19 protein-coding genes are annotated in these 19,230 nt (G+C 65.8%); 3 read left to right on the forward strand and 16 right to left on the reverse strand.

Annotated features, from left to right (window positions below; translation table 11 throughout):
• Positions 1-47: 47 nt before the first annotated feature.
• The 15 genes from dhaM to AB4099_RS20975 all read right to left on the reverse strand — a co-directional run bounded on the left by dhaM (position 48) and on the right by AB4099_RS20975 (position 16,227).
• Positions 48-446 carry a dihydroxyacetone kinase phosphoryl donor subunit DhaM gene (gene dhaM, locus AB4099_RS20905; RefSeq protein ID WP_113511725.1) on the reverse strand — a complete coding sequence of 133 codons (399 nt, stop codon included), beginning with the start codon at positions 444-446 and terminating at the stop codon, positions 48-50.
• A gap of 4 nt (positions 447-450) precedes the next feature.
• The gene (gene dhaL / locus AB4099_RS20910; RefSeq protein ID WP_113511723.1) at positions 451-1,053 is read right to left on the reverse strand and encodes a dihydroxyacetone kinase subunit DhaL; all 603 of its coding nucleotides are present in this window, start codon (positions 1,051-1,053) and stop codon (positions 451-453) included.
• 3 nt (positions 1,054-1,056) lie between these two features.
• On the reverse strand, positions 1,057-2,070 hold the full coding sequence (locus tag AB4099_RS20915) for an ABC transporter ATP-binding protein (protein ID WP_113511721.1): 1,014 nt from the start codon (positions 2,068-2,070) through the stop codon (positions 1,057-1,059).
• Positions 2,063-3,184 carry an ABC transporter ATP-binding protein gene (locus tag AB4099_RS20920; RefSeq protein ID WP_113511719.1) on the reverse strand — a complete coding sequence of 374 codons (1,122 nt, stop codon included), beginning with the start codon at positions 3,182-3,184 and terminating at the stop codon, positions 2,063-2,065. Before AB4099_RS20920 ends, AB4099_RS20915 begins: the two co-directional genes overlap by 8 nt.
• Positions 3,185-3,187: 3 nt before the next feature.
• Positions 3,188-3,436: a hypothetical protein gene (locus tag AB4099_RS20925; protein WP_441479471.1), complete on the reverse strand. Its 249-nt coding sequence runs from the start codon at positions 3,434-3,436 to the stop codon at positions 3,188-3,190.
• Positions 3,433-4,401 carry a carbohydrate ABC transporter permease gene (locus tag AB4099_RS20930; protein ID WP_113511717.1) on the reverse strand — a complete coding sequence of 323 codons (969 nt, stop codon included), beginning with the start codon at positions 4,399-4,401 and terminating at the stop codon, positions 3,433-3,435. The genes AB4099_RS20925 and AB4099_RS20930 overlap by 4 nt, the downstream gene beginning before the upstream one ends.
• On the reverse strand, positions 4,398-5,318 hold the full coding sequence (locus tag AB4099_RS20935; RefSeq protein WP_441479618.1) for a carbohydrate ABC transporter permease: 921 nt from the start codon (positions 5,316-5,318) through the stop codon (positions 4,398-4,400). The genes AB4099_RS20930 and AB4099_RS20935 overlap by 4 nt, the downstream gene beginning before the upstream one ends.
• 137 nt (positions 5,319-5,455) lie before the next feature.
• Positions 5,456-6,784 (reverse strand): ABC transporter substrate-binding protein, encoded by a 1,329-nt coding sequence (locus tag AB4099_RS20940; protein ID WP_113511715.1) that lies wholly within the window; start codon positions 6,782-6,784, stop codon positions 5,456-5,458.
• Positions 6,785-7,405: 621 nt separating this feature from the next.
• Entirely contained in the window at positions 7,406-8,542 is a 1,137-nt protein-coding gene (locus AB4099_RS20945; protein ID WP_441479472.1) for a M24 family metallopeptidase, read from the reverse strand.
• Positions 8,539-9,759, reverse strand: a complete 1,221-nt coding sequence (locus AB4099_RS20950) for a M20 family metallopeptidase (protein WP_441479473.1) — start codon at positions 9,757-9,759, stop codon at positions 8,539-8,541. Before AB4099_RS20950 ends, AB4099_RS20945 begins: the two co-directional genes overlap by 4 nt.
• Positions 9,760-9,776: 17 nt before the next feature.
• On the reverse strand, positions 9,777-11,399 hold the full coding sequence (locus AB4099_RS20955; RefSeq protein WP_441479474.1) for a dipeptide ABC transporter ATP-binding protein: 1,623 nt from the start codon (positions 11,397-11,399) through the stop codon (positions 9,777-9,779).
• Between the two features lie 4 nt (positions 11,400-11,403).
• Positions 11,404-12,228 (reverse strand): ABC transporter permease, encoded by an 825-nt coding sequence (locus AB4099_RS20960; protein ID WP_113511707.1) that lies wholly within the window; start codon positions 12,226-12,228, stop codon positions 11,404-11,406.
• Entirely contained in the window at positions 12,221-13,168 is a 948-nt protein-coding gene (locus tag AB4099_RS20965) for an ABC transporter permease (RefSeq protein ID WP_441479475.1), read from the reverse strand. The genes AB4099_RS20960 and AB4099_RS20965 overlap by 8 nt, the downstream gene beginning before the upstream one ends.
• Before the next feature lie 134 nt (positions 13,169-13,302).
• Positions 13,303-14,859, reverse strand: a complete 1,557-nt coding sequence (locus tag AB4099_RS20970) for an ABC transporter substrate-binding protein (RefSeq protein ID WP_441479476.1) — start codon at positions 14,857-14,859, stop codon at positions 13,303-13,305.
• A 39-nt stretch (positions 14,860-14,898) separates the two neighbouring features.
• Entirely contained in the window at positions 14,899-16,227 is a 1,329-nt protein-coding gene (locus AB4099_RS20975) for a M20 family metallopeptidase (protein WP_441479477.1), read from the reverse strand.
• 74 nt (positions 16,228-16,301) lie between these two features.
• Here AB4099_RS20975 and AB4099_RS20980 point away from each other — a divergent pair, with 74 nt between their 5' ends.
• Together AB4099_RS20980 and AB4099_RS20985 are read left to right on the forward strand one after the other, a co-directional pair.
• Positions 16,302-17,177: a GntR family transcriptional regulator gene (locus tag AB4099_RS20980; protein WP_441479478.1), complete on the forward strand. Its 876-nt coding sequence runs from the start codon at positions 16,302-16,304 to the stop codon at positions 17,175-17,177.
• A gap of 320 nt (positions 17,178-17,497) precedes the next feature.
• Positions 17,498-17,944: a VOC family protein gene (locus AB4099_RS20985; RefSeq protein ID WP_113511967.1), complete on the forward strand. Its 447-nt coding sequence runs from the start codon at positions 17,498-17,500 to the stop codon at positions 17,942-17,944.
• Between the two features lie 83 nt (positions 17,945-18,027).
• Here the strand turns inward: AB4099_RS20985 and AB4099_RS20990 are convergent, their stop codons facing one another.
• Positions 18,028-18,585 carry a TetR/AcrR family transcriptional regulator gene (locus tag AB4099_RS20990; RefSeq protein WP_441479479.1) on the reverse strand — a complete coding sequence of 186 codons (558 nt, stop codon included), beginning with the start codon at positions 18,583-18,585 and terminating at the stop codon, positions 18,028-18,030.
• 48 nt (positions 18,586-18,633) lie between these two features.
• On the opposite strand from AB4099_RS20990, the gene AB4099_RS20995 reads away from it, so the two are divergent.
• Positions 18,634-19,158, forward strand: a complete 525-nt coding sequence (locus AB4099_RS20995; RefSeq protein WP_441479480.1) for a dihydrofolate reductase family protein — start codon at positions 18,634-18,636, stop codon at positions 19,156-19,158.
• Positions 19,159-19,230: the final 72 nt, after the last annotated feature.

Genomic DNA, 19,230 nt, shown 5'->3' on the forward strand with positions numbered 1-19,230 from the left:
ATTCCTCTCGCTACCTTGCCTCTGGCTACCATTGGCCGACATCTCGTTCATGCCGACATGAGTTCCTCGGCGGTCGCCTGCACGACCGCCAGCGGCGAACCGCCGGACGCTTCGGTCGCGGCCATCACGGCGCCTTCCACAATCGGTGCATTACAGATGACGATGCGCTCCCGCCGCTCCTCCGGCATCATTTCCACCGCCATCTCGCTATTGGTCTCGGCCCCGCCGAGATCGACCAGGATGGCGACGCCCGCTTCCGACCATGCCTTGTCGATCGCTGCCATGATGGCGGCGACATCAGTGCCGAGGCCGCCTTCGGCATTCCCCCCGGCCGCGGCGAGCGGGACATTGTCGCCGACCATCTGGCGGACCATGTCGGCGGCGCCTTCGGCGACCTTGGCCGAGTGCGACACGATGACGATGCCGACATTCTTGCTGGCTGGCATGCTTTCAAGCTCCGATGGTGTTGCAGATTGCGGTGGCGAGCAGCGCCGATGAGCGTGCCCCTGGGTCCATATGGCCGACCGAACGTTCGCCCAGAAACGAGGCGCGTCCGCGAATGGCCCTGAGCGGCACCGTCGCCTCGGCCGCATCCTTCACGACCTCGGGAAGGCGCTTCGTGAGGTCGGTGCCGCCATGGGCGAGTGCGACCTGGAGCGGCGCCAGCACGTCGAGCATGGTCTTCTGGCCGAGATCGGACTTGCCGCGCGCCTTCACGGCTTCGATCGCCGCGGCCAGCGCCCGCGCCAGATCCGTGACCGTCGGTTCCGGCGGCAGCTCCTTGCCGAGCGCCATGAACAGTGTGCCGTAGAGCGGGCCCGACGCGCCACCGACCTTCATCACCAATGTCGTGCCGATTGCCTGCAGGGCGTCGGGCAAGGGCTTTGCCGAGATCGGTCCCATGTCCGCCAGCACGGCTTCGAAACCGCGCTTCATATTCAGGCCGTGGTCACCGTCGCCGATGGCCTGGTCGAGCGCCGTCAGTTCATCGGTATGGCTCACGATCGCCCCGGTCATGGCCTCGATCAGCTTCTTCTTCAACGCGTCATCCATGGCTCACCTCACCCGCTGGCCGTCGGCATCGAAGAACAGCGGCTTGAGCAGGCTCACGCTCACCTCGTCGCTAACATCCAGGCCTTCATCGGGATCGACCAGGCTGACGATTTGCTGCTGGTTCACCGCGATATGCAGGTGGTTCTGGTCGCCGAGCCGCTCGATCCAGTTGACCTTGCCCGTCACCGCACCATTCCCCGCCTTGGCGATGGCGAGATGTTCGGTGCGCACGCCGATCGTGGTCGTGCTCGCCGGCGCCTCCAGATCGGGGAAGAGCGCGCGCGGCAACAGATTGATGCCGGGGCTGCCGAGGCGGGTCGCGACATAGATGTCGGTCGGGTCCTCATAGATGCTGCGCGGCGTTCCGATCTGCACGAGGCGGCCCTGGTTGATGACGCCGATGCGAGAGGCCAGCGTCATCGCTTCGGTCTGGTCATGCGTGACGTAGAGGATGGTCGCGCCCAGATCCTGCTGGATATGCTTCAACTCGATGCGCAATTCCGCGCGCAGCTTGGCATCGAGCGAGGAGAGCGGCTCATCCATCAAATAGATCGACGGGCTGCGCACCAAAGCACGGCCGATCGCGACGCGCTGCATCTGGCCGCCGGAGAGCTGCGTCGCGCGGTTCTGCAGCTTGTCCTCGATCTTGAGGAGCTTTGCGACATGGCCGACCGCGCGCCGGATCTCGTCCTCGGGCGTGCGCCGTGTCGGCGAACGCAAGGGGAAGGCGAGATTGTCGAAGACGCTCAGATGCGGATAGAGCGAATATTGCTGGAACACGAAGGTGACGTCGCGCGCGGCCGGCGGCAGCGCCGTGACATCGGCGCCGCCGATGAAGATGCGGCCGTCATCCGGGGCCTCCAGCCCGGCAATGAGGCGCAAGGCTGTCGTCTTGCCCGCGCCCGTCGGCCCCAGCAGCACGACGAACTCGCCATCGGCGATGGTGAGCGACAGATCGCTCGCGGCCTGCACCGCGCCGAACCGCTTCGAGACCTGAGTCAGCGTGACCTCAGCCATGGGTGCGCCTCGTCGTGCTGGCCTCATGCAAGGCGGAGCGGATCGCCTTTCCCGTCGCCGCATCGAACAGCGACAGCCGCTCCGGCCTGAACGACAGACTGACGCGGTCGCCGGCTGCCACTGGCAGATGGGCGGGCAAGCGCGCCTTGAGCTTGCCGCGCGGGGTGGCGACCGTCACGATCTGGGTCGTGCCGAGATATTCGGTGCCAAAAATCTCGCCCGGAAGGGCGCTGCCCTGCCGGCCGGGATCGCCGATGACGATCTGCTCGGGCCGCACCCCCAGCGCCAGCGGCCCGGGTGCATGGCTCTCGCGCAGTTCCGGCAGGGTCACGCAGGCTGCATCGATGCTGACCGAGGTCGAACCCGCAATCGCTGCGCCGTCGAAATGGATGAAGTTCATCGCGGGCGAGCCGATGAAATCCCCGACGAACATCGAATTCGGCCGGTCATAAATCTCCTGTGGCGAGCCGAGCTGCTCGATCACGCCATCATTCATCACCGCGATCTTGTCGGCCATCGACATGGCCTCGAGTTGGTCATGGGTGACATAGACCGTCGTCGCCTTCAGCCGGTCGTGCAGCGCGCGCAGCTCGCCGCACATCAGATGGCGGAATTCGGCGTCGAGCGCGCCCAGTGGCTCGTCCATCATGAAGGCCTTCGGTTCGCGCACGATGGCGCGTCCGAGTGCGACCCGCTGCCGGTCGCCGCCGGACAGACCGGAGATCGATTTGTCGAGCAGATGCTCGATGCGCAGCACGCGCGCCGCTTCCTCGACGCGCCGTCTCGTCTCGTCCCTGGGCACGCCCATCGAGACCAGCGGAAAACTGATGTTCTTGCGCACGTTCATATGCGGGTAGAGCGCAAAGAGCTGGAACACCATCGCGATGTCGCGTTCGCGCGCCCGCTTGAAGGTGACGTCCTCACCGTCGAGCTGGATGCTGCCGGAGGATGGCAGCTCCAACCCCGCAACCATGCGCAACGTCGTGGTCTTGCCGCAGCCGGAGGGACCCAGCAGGCAGAAGAAATCGCCGTTCTCGACCGTGAAACTGGTATCGCGCACCGCCATGAAGGCGCCGAACCGTTTCACCAGATTATCGACCCGGATCTCGGCCATGGCTCACTCCGGGAATTTGGTGACGAAGGTGAACATGACGACGCCGATCAAGGTCGTGACGAAGGAATAGCCGTAGAGCGTCAGCGAGAAGGGCTGCAGCAGCATCAGCACCCCGGCCGAGATCAGCACCGTCGCCAGTATCTCCATCGGTCCGCGTCGCAGCGCCTTTGGCCAGCGCGATGCGGCCGCACCTTGCGGCTCCCGGGGATGGCTCGGATACCGGTTCCCTTGCCGGTTCACTTGCAGGTTCATTTGCGCACCGCCCCAAAGGTGATGCCGCGCAGGAGGTGCTTGCGCAGCAGCACGGTGAAAACCAGGATCGGGATCAGGAACAGCGTCGTTCCGGCCGCCACGGCCGGCCAATCCTGGCCGCCCTCGCCGATGATGATCGGGATGAAGGGCGGCGCGGTCTGCGCCGTGCCCGAGGTGAGCAGCACGGCGAAGGCATATTCATTCCAGGCGAAGATCAGGCAGAAGATCGCGGTCGCGACGATGCCGGTCGTGGCCTGCGGCAGCACGACCTTGCGGAAGGCCTGCAGCCGCGTATAGCCGTCGATCATCGCCGCTTCCTCATATTCGCGTGGGATCTCGTCGATGAAGCCCTTGAGCAGCCAGACGGCCAGCGAGACGTTGACCGAGGTGTAGAGCAGGATCATTCCCAGCCGCGTGTCGGAGAGGCCGAGCTCGCGATACATCAGGAAGATCGGGATCGCGACGGCGATCGGCGGCATCATCCGTGTCGACAGGATGAAGAACAGCAGGTCGTCCTTCAGCGGCACCTTGAAGCGCGAGAAGGCATAGGCCGCGCAGGTGCCCAGCCCCACCGAGAGCAGCGTCGAGCCGAAAGCGATGATCAGCGAATTGACGAAGCGCGGCACATAATTCGACGGGCCGACGACCACCATGCTGCGCGAGCGCGTGATCTCTTCGCAGGCGGAATTCGCTGGCGGGAGCGAGGCGAGATAATCCGCCGTCTGGCGCGAGCGCGTGTTGAACAGGTTGCAATAGCCTTCGATCGAAGGCTCGAAATGCAGGAAGGGCACGACCTTGGGCGGGTAGGAGATCGAATCCGGCGGCGTCTTGATGCTGGTCAGGCCGATCCAGAGCAGCGGCACAATCGCCACCAGCGCGTAGAGAACGACGATGGTGCCGGCCAGCAGCTTGACGCGTCCGCTCGGCGCGACGACGGAATGGGCCGTGGAGAGAGCGCCACTCATCGTGCCTTCACCTTGTTCAGCGCCTTCACATAGATGTTCGCCAGCCCGAACACGGCGACGAACAGGATGATCGCGAAGGCGGAGGAATAGCCGGTACGCCAGGCCTCGAAGGCGGCGCGCTTCAGCGTGATCGAGGCGAGTTCGGTGGTCGAGCCCGGCCCGCCCGAGGTCAGGAGATTGACCATGTCGAACATCTTGAAGTTCTCGATGCCGCGGAAGAGCACGGCCAGCATGATGAAGGGCAGGCACATCGGCAGTGTGATCGAGATGAATTGCCGCCAGTTGCTGGCCCGGTCGACCTCGGCCGCCTCGTAGATGTAGTCCGGGATCGAGCGCAGGCCGGCGAGGCAGATCAGCATCACGTAGGGCGCCCACATCCAGGTATCGACGATGATGATCGCCCAGGGGCTCAGGTTCACATCGCCGAGCATCTGGAAGGAGGACGGCGGAATGCCGGAGAAGAACGAGACCACATAATTGAACAGGCCGATCTGCGGCTGGTACAGGAAGGTCCAGAAATTGCCGACCACCGCCGGCGACAGCATCATCGGGATCAGGATCAGCGTGGTCCAGAAGCCATGGCCGCGGAATTTGCGGTCGATCAGGTAGGCCAGCGCGAAGCCGATGACGGTCTGCAGCAGGATCGTCCAGAACACGAAATGCGCCGTCGCCTGCATGCGCTGCCAGATTTCCGGATCCGACAGGATCGTCTGGTAGTGCTCGAGCCCGACATTGCGCAGCGGTGCATTGGGGCGATTGGCGCGGTAATTGGTGAAGGAGAGCTGGATCGTCCAGATCAGCGGGAACAGGTTGATCGCGAGCAGGAGGGTCATCGTCGGCGCGATGAAGATCCAGGCGATGGCCTTGTCGCTGAGGCCCCGGACCCGGTGGGCGATCGGGGGATAGGCTGCGCGCATCGCTGCCGCGCTCCTGATGCCGGTGACGTCGCTCGCATTCATGACTCAGCACCGTTCAAAGGCAAGGTCGGGGACTGGCTGCGCCACCTGCGATGCGGCGCAGCCCCGGTTCGGCTGGGGGCGAAGGCCCGCTTGCGTCAGAACTTGCCGTCTTCCTTGAAGACCTTGGTCCAATCCTGGATCAGCAGGTCGAGCGCCTGTTTGGCGGTACCCTTCTCCGCCACGACATAGTCGTGGACGCGCGCCTGTTCCGCCTGCAGCAACTGCGCGTAGGAAGGCTCGGCCCAGAAATCGACGACCTGGCCCATGGCGACGAGGAAATCAGCCGCGAAGGGCGCGGATTTGGCGAAACCAGGATCGTTCAGCACGCCCTTGTGGCAAGTATAGCCGCCCAGCTCCCACCACTTCTTCTGCACGTCGAGCGAGGCGAACCATTTGACGTAGGACAGCGCCTCGGCCTGGTTCGGCGAATAGGCGACGACCGAGAGTCCCTGCCCGCCGAGCTGCGAGCCCTTCTCCTTCTCAGGCGGATTGACGAAGAAGCCGATCCTGTCGCCGCCGACATTGGGATCCTTGTACAGGCCGGGAAAGAAGGCGAACCAGTTCATCTGCAGGGCAGCCTGCCCGGATTTGAAAGCGTCCAGGCCCTCCTGCATATAGGCGTTGGAGTAGCCCGGCGGGGTGCAGCACTTGTACAGGGACTTGTAGAACTCCAGGCCCTTCACGGCATCCTCGGAGTTGACGAAACCGGCCATGGCGTAGGGCTTCTTCGGGTCCTCATATTTGAAGCCGAAAGGATAGAGCGCGTTGGCGACGCCCATCGTGATGCCTTCCGAGCCACGCTCGGTGAAGATCGCCGCGCCATAGACCTTCTTGCCGTCGATGTCGCGGCCCTGGAAGAACTCGGCGATCTGCTTCAGCTCGGTCTGCGACTTCGGCGCGGCGAGCTCGCGGTTGTATTTGGCCTTGAATTCGGCCTGCAGCTCGGGCCTGGAGAACCAGTCCTTGCGGTAGGTCCAGCCGAGCGCATCCCCCATGGCCGGCAGCGCCCAGTAGTTCGGCGTGTTCTTAGGCCATTCGGCATAGCCGGTGACGGTCGCCGGCATGAAATCGTCGATCTTGATGCCTTCCTTGGCGAAGAAATCGTTCAGCTTCACATAGTGCTTGTTCTCGGCGGAGCCGCCGATCCACTGCGAGTCACCGATGATCAGGTCGCAGAGCTTGCCCTTGGAATTGAGCTCGTTGAGCATGCGGTCGGCGAAATTCGGCCAGGGTACGAACTCGAACTTCATCGCGATATTGGTCTTGGCGGTGAAGTCCTTGGAGAGCTCGACCAGCGCATTGGCCGGGTCCCAGGCCGCCCAGCAGAGCGTCAGCGACTTGCCCTGCGCCTCGGCTCCCGTGGCAGCGAGCGCGGAGCTCCCGGCAATGGTCGCGGCCAGCATCCATGTCCTGAATTGTGTCATGTGCTTCCCTCCGTTGGCGTGCCGTCACCAGCCGTCATGGGGGTGACGGGCGAACCTGCGCGACCGCGAAGGGCACAGCCGCAATATGGGGCACAGCCGACGCGGGATGTTTCCTCACGCCGCCTCGGAACGAGCCGTCCAAGTTCAGCGATTTGTTTAGTGAACACTCAATCGCTAAACATGTCAAACAATGATGGCGGCGGATAACATATTGCAATGCATTCGTTTTTTTGCTGCATCGCACAAGTTCAGCGAATTCTGGATGTGGTGAGGTCGTGGCCGTGTTCTGGCCGTCTGCCGCAGGCGCGGTCCTGTTCGCCAGGAAGGGCCAAAGCGGCACGCCGCGGCCGCGCACCGAGACACCCTGCCCCGCGGGTCCGGGACGCCTATCGCTGCAATCGTGATCCCAGCAGACGCTAGCGAAGTTCGGCAGTCATCAGCGGCCAGTCGCCTCCCTTGCTCCAGCCCCTGCCCCCAGCCTCTGCGGCTACGTCTCGCGCGTACGGCAGAGGCAGACATTCGGCGCCCGTCGCAGCCCGGACAATCGCCGCACATTGGAGCCACGGGCGCCCTGCCCAATCGCAATCCGCACCGGGACCGAAACCGGCGTCGGACGACGCTTCAATGCACGGTGCTTGAGAGCAGCTTTCGGGGCAGCGAACTCAGGCGCCTGCAGCCGTCGCTTTCGACCACGATCGTCTCGCTGAACCCTAAGCCTCCAGCCGTCGTGTACATGTGAAAGACCATGCCCTCTTCGAGCCTCCAGCGCGCGTTCGGCAGGAACACGCGAGAGAAGTCGCTGGGGCGCGGGGTGCGAGCGTAGAGACCGAGCGTGTAACCGGTGACGTTGTCGTAAGCCCGACGCAGGCTCTCGCCCAGCACGGCGTCGCGCAGCACGGCATCGACGTCGCAAGCCAGGGCGCCCGGCCGCATGGCTGCGAACTGCTCGTCCTGGAGCGCGACCAGGCGCTCGGCGAGCGGGGTGAGCCCACGTTCGTCCCCGCCAATCAGGACGGGGCGCATCAGTCGGGCGCCGTAATGGCGCAGCTTCGGGATCAGTTCGACATGCAAGATGTCCCCCTCGGCGAGCGGCTGCGCCGTCATCACGCCGTGCAGGAATTCGTGGTCGCCAATGCCGGGCAGGATGGGACCGGTTTCACCCGTGTCGGCGCCATTCTCCAGGAAGCAGGCGGCGGCAATGGCTGCGGCCGCCCGCGGCGACAACCCGGGCCGCGCCCTCTCCGCGATCGCCATCATCGCCCTGTCAGCGATCGCCGCGGCTGCCGCGATCTGGTCGATTTCGGCCGGCGTTTTCACCGCCCGGAGCAGGTCGCTCGCCCCCGGCAGGTCGACGAACTGCGCCTGCGGCAGCAGCGCTGCGAACCGGTCGCGCGTCGCGGCCGTAAAGCCGTAGGAGAGATGATCGGCGCCGATCCGCGCGTTGCCGAGGCCGCGGCGACGGATTTCATCCGCCATCACGGCATGCGGCTCGGCGCCATCGGGAAATCCGACGATATCGACAAACCAGCAGGCGTCACGGCAGGGCCCGGCGTCGAGCTCGCGCAGCACGAACCAGGGTTCGCCGTCGCGCAGCAGGAAAGCCGCGCGATACATCGTCTCCGAGACGGTAAAGCCCGTCAGCCAGGCCAGGCACTCGGCATGGTCGACCAGCAGAAGCTCCGCGCCGGCGTCCGCCATCGCAGAGCGGGCTCGCGCCACCCGCCCCGCGAACTCCTCGCGCGGGAAGAGCAGGCTCACGCCACTTCGCAGATATCGAGGATGGTCAGCATGTAGATGCGAACCATGTCGAGGAAGTCGCGGATCTCGACGCGCTCGTCGGGCATGGTGTTGTAGCGCCCGCCCGGCCCGCAGACGATGCCTTCCATGCCGGCTTCGGCATAGAGATGGCCGGCATCGGTGCCGAAGAAGCCCGGCGGCTTGATCGCGCCGGTCGGCTGCTTTTCGCCGCGCACCGCCTCATAGGCCGCATTGACCGTCTTGACGATGCGCGCGTCCCGGGCGACCTCGAAGGCCGGCATCGACTGGTGGCCTTCCTTCTTTTCGATGCGGATCGTGGTCTTCAGGCCGGGGAAGCGAACCTCCAGCGCGGCGAGCTCGCGCTGCATGTCGGCGAGCGCGCCTTCTTGCGTCTGGCCGGGCGCATAGCGGCCGGAGCCCTTGAGCTTGCAATAGTCGGCGACCTGCGGCGCGCGCCACTCGTGCAGTTCCTTGCCGAGCGCGCCATGGACTACGCCGACATGGACGCGGTTGATCGATTCATGCTCGGCGGTCAGTGCACCGGAGAAAGCCATGCCGTTCAGCCGCGGGATCAGGTCGCAGGCCGCCATGATCGCGTCGACTGCCTGCTCGCGCTTGGAGAGATGGCGCGTGTTGCCGACGAGTTCGATGACGAAGGAGAAGGCGCAGGCGTGCATGGTCACGGCCTGCACGTCGGTCGGCTCGCTGTTGACGAAATAGTCGGCCCGGATGCCGTTGCGGATCGCGGCGACCGTGCCGACGCCGCCCTGCAGTTCGCCGACGACATAGGTCAGGACCACGTCGCCCTTCAGCTTCACGCCGGCATCGAGCAGCGTCTTCACCGCGCAATAGGAGGCCGCGTCGCCCGCCTTCATGTTGGAGACGCCGATGCCGTAGATGAACTGGTCGTCGACGAGCCCGCCCCAGGGATCGACCGTCCAGCCCTCGGTTGCCGGGTTCGTGTCGAGATGGCCGTTGAACATCAGGCTCTTGCCGCCGCCCGTGCCCTTCCAGCGCCCGATGGCATTGGCCCGACGGCCCTCGTCGAAGGCCTGCGCCTCCGCCTCGATGCCCATCGCCTTCATCTGGTCGACGACATGATGGACGAGCGCCCGCTCGCCGTCGGTCTCGGAATAGCTTTTATGCTGCACCCAGCCGGAGAGGAGCGCGAGGCAGGCCTTCTCATCGAGGGAATGGATCAGGTCGCGGGGATTCATCGTCAGGGCCTCGAATGTCAGGCCGCCGCCGCGGCCGGAGCCGGCACGGCGTCGAGCAGGGAGCGGGTATAGGGGTGGAGGGTTCCGTCGGTCAGCGCGGCGACATCGACGAGGTCGACGAGGTCGCCGCGATACATCACCGCGACCCGGTGGGCGATCTGCCGGACCAGGTTGAGATCGTGCGTGATGAAGAGATAGGCCGTGCCGAAGCGCTTCTGCAGGTCGACCAGCAGCTCGACCACCGAGGCCTGCACGGAGACATCGAGCGCCGAGGTGATCTCGTCGCAGATCACCAGTTTTGGCTTCGAGGCGAAGGCGCGCGCGATCGCGACGCGCTGCTTCTCACCGCCGGAAAGTTGATGCGGGTAGCGCTCGGCGAAGGCGGCGGGCAGCCTGACCTGCTCTAGCAGTTCTCCGATCGCAGCCGCATCCTTGCGCGCGCCGGGCTCGCCATAGAGTTCGAGCGGCCGCGACAGGATCTCGCGAATGCGCTGGCGCGGGTTGAGCGAGGAATCCGGGTGCTGGAAGATGATCTGGACATCGCGGCGATAGGCGCGGTCCATGTCGCCGAGCCCCGCGATGCGGCGCCCGGCGAAGCGGATCTCGCCCTCGAAGCGGTTGAGGCCGGTCATCGCCTTGGCAAGCGTCGACTTGCCCGAACCGGACTCGCCAACGATGCCGAGGATCTCGCCCCGCATCACGCAGAGGCTGACCTCGCGATTGCCGGTGAACTGCGTGTTCGCGCGCCCGAGCAGCCGGCCGAGAAAGGGTTTGCGGCCGTAATGGACGCTGACCTTCTCAACCTCGACCAGCGGCTTGCCCGCGGCAGGCGCAGCCGTGTCGACGAGGCGGTGGTCGGGCCGAGGCACGGCAGCGAGCAGCTTTTGCGTATAGGCATCGCGCGGGCGGGCAAAGACTTCGGCGACGGCGCCCTGCTCGACGATCTTGCCGCGGTGGATCACCGCGACCTTGGTCGCGATCTGCGAGACGAGCGCGAGATCATGCGAGATGTAGAGCGAGGCGACACCGGTCTCAGCCTGCAATTCCTTGAACAGGTCGAGGATCTGGCGGGCCGTGATCACATCGAGTGCCGTCGTCGGTTCGTCGAAGATGATGCATTCCGGCTGGCAGGCGAAGGCGGTCGCGATCACGACGCGCTGCTTCTCGCCACCCGAGGCCTCGTGCGGGTAGCGCCGCATCATCTGACCGGGCACCTTCAGGCCGACATGAGCGAGACGCTCCTCGCCCTCGGCCCAGGCCTGCTTGCGGGTCAGGCCGCGATGGCGCACCAGCACCTCGGCCAGTTGCGTGCCGAGCGAAAGCGTCGGATTGAGAGAGGTGCTCGGATCCTGGAACACCATGCCGATGCGCTTGCCGCGGATCGCCTCGATCTCGGCTTCGGAGGTCTTGAGCAGATCCTGGCCCGTCAGCCTGATGGCGCCGGCCTCGCGCGCGCTCTTCGGCAGGTGGCGCATGATCGCCCAGGCAAGCGAGGTCTTGCCCGAGCCGGATTCGCCGACGAGGCCGAGCACCTCGCCCCGGGCGATGGAGAGCGTCACGTCGTCAAGTGCGCGGGTAAAGCCCGCCGGCGTCGCGTAGTCGAGGCCGTAGCCGGCAATGTCGAGGATCGGGGTCGTCATCGCCTCAGCTCCTCGGGTTCAGCGCGTCGCGCAAGCCATCGCCGAGCAGGTTGAAACCGATCGCGACCAGCGCGACGGCGAGGCTCGGCCACAGGATCATCCACGGGCTCAGATGCATGAAGCGGCGGGCCTCCGCGACCATCAGCCCCCATTCCGAGGCCGGCGGCTGGGCGCCGAGCCCGAGGAAGGAGAGCGTCGCAAACAGCATCACCGCGAAGGCGACGCGGATCGTCATCTCGACGACGATCGGGGCGACCACATTCGGCAGCATCTCGCGCCCGACGATGTAGGCGGCGCTCTCGCCGCGCGCGATGGCGGCATTGACATAGTCCTGCTTGCGCACGGCGAGCGCGACCGAGCGTGTCACCCGCGCCATGCCGGGCGCGAAGGCGAGCGCGATGGCGAGAAGTGCGTTCACGCTGCTCTTGCCGAGCAGGTTCACGATCAGCAGCGCCAGCAGCAGGCTCGGGATCGACATGATGGCATCGACGGTGCGCATGATCGCCTCGTCGCTGCGCCCGCCGAGGAAGGCCGAGATCGTGCCGACCACGGCGCCGACCAGCGTGCCGAGCGCAGTTGCGATCACCGCCATGACGACGGTGGCGCGCGCGCCATGCAGCAGCCGGCTCAGGATATCGCGGCCATACTGGTCGGTCCCGAGCCAGAACTGCGCGCTCGGCGGCTTGTAGCGCATCAGCGGCGCCATCTTCTCGGGATCGTAGGGCGCAAACCACGGCCCGACGATGACGGCGAGCAGGATCAGGCCGACGATGACCAGGCCGAGCGCGCCTTGCGGCGAACGCAGCATCCGTTTGAGGATCTCAATCATACTGGATCCTCCGGTCGAGCCAGGCATAGGCGATGTCGGCGAGGAAATTGGCGACGGCATAGGTCGTCGCCAGGATCAGCGCGCCGGCCTGGATGGACGGCAGGTCGCGCGCCTGGATCGCGACGATGAGCTGGCGCCCGATGCCCGGCAGCGCGAAGATTTCCTCGACGACGATGACGCCGCCGAGCAGATAGCCGACATCGAGCGCGACGATGGTGATGGTCGGCAGCAGCGCATTGCGCAGCGCGTGCTTGAACAGCACTTGCCGCTTCGACAGGCCCTTGAGCCGCGCCGCGCGGATATAGTCGGAATGCAGCACATCGACCAGTTCCGAGCGCACCATGCGCGAGACATGGGCGATCAGGATCAGCGAGACGGTCAGCACCGGCAGGACGAGATGCCTGAGGCCGCGCAGCGGATCTTCGGTCAGCGGGACATAGCCCGTCGCCGGCAGCCATTGCAGCCAATCCGCCAGCACCAGCACGACGAGCGTGGCGGTGACGAATTCCGGCAGCGAAACACCGACATAGGAGAGAAAGCTCACCCCCAGATCTGCGGCCCGGCCGCGCCGCACCGCCGCGATAATGCCGAGCGGGATCGCGAGCACCAACATCAGCACGATCGAGAACAGGGCCAGCAGCAGCGAGCGGCCGAGCGCCTCGAACATCGCGGGCGCGACCGGCTGGCCGGTGCGCATCGAGAGGCCGAAATCACCGTGCAGGACGCCTGCGAGCCAGTGCAGGTACTGCAGCCAGATCGAGTCGTTCAGCCCCATCTTGACGCGCAGCGCCGCCAGCGCGTCCGGCGTCGCATTCTCACCCAGCATCATGACGGCAGCGTCGGCCGGCAGGATCTGGGTGATCGCGAAGACGATCAGCGACACGACCAGCAGCGTGTAGCCGATCAGCAGGATCCGCTTGAGGATATAGGCGGGCGACACGCGCTTATGCCTCGCTTTTTGCTTGGAGCCGGATCCGATCAGATTGAACCAATCTGATCGGTGAACCCGTCTCTCACTTTGGAATGGAGACCGTTTTTCCAATCAGCTTGCGATGCAAGCTGATTGGAACGGGCTCAGCCGCGCTTCGGCGCGTTGGCGCCGAGCGAGACGAAATCGAGCCGGAAGACGGCGCCGCGCGGATGCAGCTGGTAGCCCTGCACCCAATCGCGCTGTCCGCCGAGCAGGTCGAAGAAGGCGGGGATGATCGAGGGAACCTCGTCATACATCAGCTTCTGCGCCTGCGCGTAGAGCGCGCGGCGCTTGGTCTCGTCGACCGTGGCGCGCGCCTCGAAGATCAGCTTGTCGAAGGCGGTATTGTTCCAGCGCGTCTCGTTCCAGGCGGCGTTCGAGGTGTAGAGCAGCGAGAAGATGGCATCCGCCGTCGCCTGCATGTTGTAGAAGCCGACATAGAAGGAGCCCTTCTTCCAGACCTGGTCGAGATAGGTCGCGTGCGGCATGGTCTCGACCTTGATGTCGAAACCGGCGGGCTTGGCCATCTCGCGCAGCGCCACGGCGAGCTGCGTGCGCTGCCCCGGCCGATCCGAGGCGATCAGCGTCGCTTCCAGTCCCTTGGGATAGCCGGCCTCCGCCAGCAGCGCCTTGGCCTTGGCGATGTCCACCTTCTTCGCCGGCAGCTCGGCGAAGAAGCGATAGGCCGGGCTGAGCGGGGTGTCGTTGCCGATCGAGCCAAAACCCTCGGTGACGAAATCGACCATCGCGGCACGGTCGACGGTGAGCGCCAGCGCCTGGCGCACGCGCACATCGTTGAAGGGTTTCTGGTCGCAGCCGAAATTGACGTTGCAGAACTGGCCCGACGGGACGCGCAGCGCCTTGACGCCCGACGCCTTCTGCAGCCGGCCGAACTCGGTCGGCGGCGTGGTGCTGATCAGATCGGTATCGCCGGCGATCAGCGCCGAGGCTTCGGCACTGACATCCGGGAAGACCACGACCTCGACCTTGTCGAGATAGGGCCGTGCCTTGTCGTAATAGGCCTCGTTGCGGGCGACCACGATCTGCCGCTCCGGCTCGAAAGAGACGAGCTTGAACGGCCCCGTGCCGACGGCCTGGCGGTCGAGCTTCTCCAGCCCGCCCTTGATGACGGCGGCCGGCACGATCTTGGCGTTGGTATAGGCCAACGTCACCGGCAGATCGGCGAAGGGCGCCGACAGGGTGAAGACGACAGTGCTGTCGTCCCTGGCCGCGACCTTGGCGATCGGCCCGACATTCTGGCGCGCGGGGGACGCGGTCTTGGCATCGAGAATGGCCTCGAAGGTCGCGACCACATCGGCCGCCGTGCAAGCAGAGCCGTCATGGAAGGTCAGGCCCTTGCGGAGGGCGAAGGTCCATTCAGTCAGATCGGCGGAATTCGTCCAGGAATCAGCGAGATCCGGCTCGGCGCTCATATCTGGATTCAAGCGCGTCAGGCCGGAATAGAGCAACTCGGCGACGAGATATTCCGGGTTCACCCGGGTGACCAGCGGGTTGAGCTTGGAGACCGCCTGGTCGACGCTGACGCGCAAGGTGCCGCCGCGCCGGGGCGCATTCTGGGCGAAGGCCGGCAGACCGCTCAGGCCGAGCCCGCCGAAGGCGGCGGAGGCGGCGAGGAAATCACGACGGTGGATGCTCGGCATGGAACGCTCCTTCAGCTTCGGAATTCGAAAAAGGTCGGGTCAGGCAGGATCTGAGTTGGGCTGATCGGGGTTGAGCTCGGGCCTGAACTCACCCGAGAGATAGGCGAGCACGGCGCGCGCCAGCGCGATGATGTCGGAGACCGTCGTGTACTCGCCCGGCGCGTGGATATTGCGGTCGGGGCGGCCGAGCCCCCCGAGCAACACTTCCGACCTCCCGGTTGCGCGCTGGACCCAGCCGAAATCGGAGCAGCTCGCCGCACCCCAGCGGCGGAAATCCTCCGGCGCATAGCCGAAGCCCGCGCCGACGGCGGCCTGCCAGCGCGGCCAATGTGGGCCGGCCGGATCGCTGGTCGGAGCGAGATGACCGACGAGCGCGGTCTCGACGGTCAGGCCGGGGGTGGAGGCAACGGCGCGGCGGACCGTCTCCTCGATCTCCGCCAGCGCGTCCTCAAAAGCTTCTTCCGGCATGTAGCGGCGGTTCAGCGTGAGTTCGAGCAGGGCCGGCACCTGCCCGCCAGCCGTGCCGCCACCGATCGTTGCGATGTTGAGCTGCGCGGCCAGGGCCGGTTTTCCAGGCGGCGGCGGCAGGACGGACAGGCGCGTCGCCACCCCCGCCTTGAGAGCTGCCAACGCGTTGAGCAGCGGCAGCGAGCCTTCGATCGCGTTGAGGCCGAGCCCCCGGCGGTTGCCCTCGCCGGCATGGACGGCCTGGCCGCGGACGCGCACCAGAAGGTTGAAGAGGCCGAAGCAGCCTGCCCAGATACGCGCCTCGGCGCTGCCGTTGAAATTGACGATATGGCCGTCGAGCCGGCCCTGCTCGGCGAGATACCGGATGCCGGGATAAAGGCCCCCCTCCTCGTCGGTACAAAACAGCAGCATCGGATCATAGGCGAGTTCGATGTTGCAGGCCTCGGCCGCCTGCAGCGCCAGCAGCACGGCGGCGATGCAGCCTTTCATGTCGGCAGCACCGAGGCCGATCAGGCGTTCGCCCTCGCGCGACATGGAGAGCGGATCGGTCGTCCAGCCCGGTGCGGCCGGCACCGTGTCGACATGGAAATAGAGCCCGCAGACCGGCTTGCCGCTTCTGCGGGTCGCAATCAGATTCGTCCTGGTACCAGCGGCCGGGCCGTTCGGGACACGCCAGAGCTCGTCCGGCACATCGACGCGCTCGGTCTCCAAGCCGAGCGGGTGCGTCAGCGCCTCCATCAGCGTCGCGAACGCGCCATAGCCCTGCCCCGGCGGAAATGAGGTGTCGACCTCGATCATCGCGCCTAGATCCGCGACAGCCGCCTCGACCGCCTCGGCGATCCAGGCGCCGGCGCGCTCCAGGCCCGCCGCCTCGCGAGCCACTTGCCCAGCGCCGCTCATCGAACCGCCCTGCCCTGGCACGGCGGCTGGGCGGCGCGGACGCGATCTGCCATGGAGATGGCTGAGGTAGCGGAGTGCATGGCCATTGGCGCTCAAGCGGCTTTCATATAAACTATATAGAAATAGGACTCAGCCTCATGCCTCCTGTCAATGCCAAAAAAGCGACGGCGCCTGCCGCGGGATTGATCAGCGGCGGCAGTGACGTGGCGCTGACGCTGCCGAACCTCGTTTCGTTCGATTCCGCGCCGCTCTATGAGCGGGTGAAGCGGCACATGTCCGAGGCGATCCTCGTCGGGGAATGGCAACCCGGCATGGTGCTGCCCAGCGAAACGTCATTGGCTCAGGGATTCGGCATCGCCGTCGGCACCGTGCGCCGGGCGATGAGCGACCTGGTCGCCGAGGGTTTGCTGTCACGCCGGCGCAAGACCGGCACGGTCGTCACCGGCCGCGCGCCGCATCATTCGCTGCGTTTCTTCTTCCAGTATTTCCGCCTGCACCGGGCGGATGGCAGCCTGGTGCGGTCGACCAGCCAGTTCCTGGCGGTCGAGACGCAGGCGCCTACGCCCGAGCAGGCCCAACGCCTGCAGATCAGGGAGGGCGGCGTGGTCGCGATCCACCGCATCCGGCATGCGGACGGCCGCCCGGTCATGCATGACAAGCTGCTGCTGGCGGAAGAACGGGTGCCCGATCTGCCCCGCGAGCCGGCGGAGCTGCCGCCGCTGCTCTATCTCCATCTGCTCGAGCGCTACGGCATCCGCATCTCGGCGGTGCGCGAGCAGATCACGGCCGAGCTCGCCACTGACGAGGACATCGCCCTGCTGGCTCTCGCCGGGCGCGATGCGGTGCTCGCCATCGACGAGGTCGCCTATGACCAGGCCGGAGTGCCGACCATTCTCGGCTCCCACCGCGCCAGCACGCGCGCACATGCTTACATCAACGAGGTTCGGTAGGCGCCCGAGCAGAGCTTGGCTCAGCGCCGCGGAACCGGAATTGGTGCCGGACGTTCGGAAGCACATGGGTCGCAGCCGACATTGGCTGCTCGCCCGTCAATCGTCTAAATTGCTCCCGGACTGCGCGGCAGGAGAAGATCAGGAGCGGCATTTCGGCGAATGATTGCCCGGCGGCAAGGCGCTGATGCGGCTGGACGATTGCGGTTTCAGCAAGTGCCTCGGGAGGGGGCCGACCGGTTCGGCGTATCCTCGTCATCACCCCCCGCATGATGCAAACCCGCATGACGCGCGTCCGAGCGACGATCAGAAAGGAGACGACCATGAAGATCGTGACCAGCCTGAGCTTCCAGGGCCAATGCCGCGAGGCATTCGAATTCTACGCCAAGGTCCTGGGCGGAAAGATCACCGCCGCCATATCCTACGGCGACGCGCCTCCGGGCATGCCGATCGCAGACGAGAAGTTCAAGACCTGGTTGATGCATTGCTGGCTCGAGGTCGGCGACCAGGCCTTGATGGGCGCCGACATGGACGTCAAATGGGCTCCCAATATCGACAAGCCCAAGAACGGCTTCGACGTCACCCTGCACAGCGACGACAAGGCCAAGGCAAAGGGCTGGTTCGAGCAATTGTCGGAAGGCGGCAAGGCCGTCATGCCGTTCGGAGAGACCTTCTGGTCGCCCGGCTTCGGCTCGCTCGTCGACAGGTTCGGCGTGCCCTGGATGATCAACACCATTCCATCGGCCGGCTGGAAGCCGCCGCAGGGCTGATCTCGCGCTGAGGCGACAGCCACGGACCAACCGAATATCGGCACCGGCCCGCGCCTGGGGACCTCCCCTCGCGCGGCCGGTGGTCATTTCACCCCTTTGACCCACTCCTCCAACACGCGTCGGATCGCCTGTTCCGCAGGCGCGTCGCGCGTGAAGGCCCACCATGTGTGCGCGCCCTGCCAGAGGCTCGCCATCTGCCACCCCAAGCGCTCGCCCCGCGTCCGGTCCTTCGAGAGGCGGCGGCCGAGCACTTCGGCGAGGCGGCGGCCCCAGGCAGCGCCGCGGGCACGCAGCGCGGGATTGCGGATGTCTTCCCTCAGCAGCAGCAGGCCGTTGGTAGCATCGCGTTCCGCGGTTTCGGACGGCATCAGACGGATCAGAAGGTCGATCGCGCCTTCTGGCGTCGGCGGCGCCTCCGCGTCCGCCGCCCCGGTCTCAGCATCGAGCCGGTCCCAGGCGTGCAGGAGAATAGCGTGAACCAGGGCCTCGCGGTTGCCGTAGCGCTGCACTAGCGTCGCCGGTGAGAGGCCGCAGGCCTTCGCGGCGCGGGCGAAGGTGAGAGCGTCCGGGCCCGTCTCCAGCATCGTCGCGAGGAGTGTCTCGAGCACCTGCTCGTCAGGGATCGTTTTGCGTCTTGCCATGATGATATATAAACGTACGTTCGTTTATTATTCAATGGAGAAGCCGCCATGGCCAGGATTCTGGGATATATCGCCGCCAGCCTCGATGGGCGGATCGCCACCGAGGACGACAATCTCGACTGGCTTTTCAAGTACGCCGACATGAACCTCGGCGAGCACGACTACCGCGCCTTCCTCAAGCGCATGCGCACGGTGGTGATGGGGCGGGGTACCTATGACTTCATAGCCGGAGAATCCTCCCCCTGGGCCTATGGGGACAAGCGCGTCATCGTCGTCACTTCGCGGCCAATCGACGACCCGAAGGGTCCACTGGAGGTCCGCAGCGACGTCGATGCGCTGATCCACGAACTTCGCGGACTGGGCGACGGCGACGTCTGGATGCTGGGCGGCGGGCAGCTGCAGATGGCCTTCCTCGAGCGCGGCGCACTGGACGAGATCGAGATCTATGTCATCCCGGAAATGCTGGGTGGCGGCCGGCCGCTCTTTTCGCTCACCGGCTTTCGGGCGAGCCCGACGCTCATCAGCGCGCAGGCGATCGACAAGGGCTGCGTGCGGCTGCACTACCGGTTCTAGCGTAACCGGGGCGGCTCGCCGGAAGCGCCCAGGAGAAAGCGCGACGCGCCGGAGAAGAATCTTGCGGCCGTC

Source organism: Allobosea sp. 2KB_26 (assembly GCF_052115715.1).
Classification (GTDB): Bacteria; Pseudomonadota; Alphaproteobacteria; order Rhizobiales; family Beijerinckiaceae; genus Allobosea.

What these genes read in the sequence shown, in the direction of transcription:
- AB4099_RS20935 (WP_441479618.1), bottom strand. Translation starts at nt 5,318, where the DNA reads ATGCGCGCAGCCTATCCCCCGATCGCCCACCGGGTCCGGGGCCTCAGC.
- dhaL (WP_113511723.1), bottom strand. Translation starts at nt 1,053, where the DNA reads ATGGATGACGCGTTGAAGAAGAAGCTGATCGAGGCCATGACCGGGGCG.
- AB4099_RS20950 (WP_441479473.1), bottom strand. Translation starts at nt 9,759, where the DNA reads ATGAATCCCCGCGACCTGATCCATTCCCTCGATGAGAAGGCCTGCCTC.
- dhaM (WP_113511725.1), bottom strand. Translation starts at nt 446, where the DNA reads ATGCCAGCCAGCAAGAATGTCGGCATCGTCATCGTGTCGCACTCGGCC.
- AB4099_RS20920 (WP_113511719.1), bottom strand. Translation starts at nt 3,184, where the DNA reads ATGGCCGAGATCCGGGTCGATAATCTGGTGAAACGGTTCGGCGCCTTC.
- AB4099_RS20990 (WP_441479479.1), bottom strand. Translation starts at nt 18,585, where the DNA reads ATGGCAAGACGCAAAACGATCCCTGACGAGCAGGTGCTCGAGACACTC.
- AB4099_RS20975 (WP_441479477.1), bottom strand. Translation starts at nt 16,227, where the DNA reads ATGAGCGGCGCTGGGCAAGTGGCTCGCGAGGCGGCGGGCCTGGAGCGC.
- AB4099_RS20940 (WP_113511715.1), bottom strand. Translation starts at nt 6,784, where the DNA reads ATGACACAATTCAGGACATGGATGCTGGCCGCGACCATTGCCGGGAGC.
- AB4099_RS20960 (WP_113511707.1), bottom strand. Translation starts at nt 12,228, where the DNA reads ATGATTGAGATCCTCAAACGGATGCTGCGTTCGCCGCAAGGCGCGCTC.
- AB4099_RS20995 (WP_441479480.1), top strand. Translation starts at nt 18,634, where the DNA reads ATGGCCAGGATTCTGGGATATATCGCCGCCAGCCTCGATGGGCGGATC.
- AB4099_RS20930 (WP_113511717.1), bottom strand. Translation starts at nt 4,401, where the DNA reads ATGAGTGGCGCTCTCTCCACGGCCCATTCCGTCGTCGCGCCGAGCGGA.
- AB4099_RS20925 (WP_441479471.1), bottom strand. Translation starts at nt 3,436, where the DNA reads ATGAACCTGCAAGTGAACCGGCAAGGGAACCGGTATCCGAGCCATCCC.
- AB4099_RS20985 (WP_113511967.1), top strand. Translation starts at nt 17,498, where the DNA reads ATGAAGATCGTGACCAGCCTGAGCTTCCAGGGCCAATGCCGCGAGGCA.
- AB4099_RS20915 (WP_113511721.1), bottom strand. Translation starts at nt 2,070, where the DNA reads ATGGCTGAGGTCACGCTGACTCAGGTCTCGAAGCGGTTCGGCGCGGTG.
- AB4099_RS20955 (WP_441479474.1), bottom strand. Translation starts at nt 11,399, where the DNA reads ATGACGACCCCGATCCTCGACATTGCCGGCTACGGCCTCGACTACGCG.
- AB4099_RS20970 (WP_441479476.1), bottom strand. Translation starts at nt 14,859, where the DNA reads ATGCCGAGCATCCACCGTCGTGATTTCCTCGCCGCCTCCGCCGCCTTC.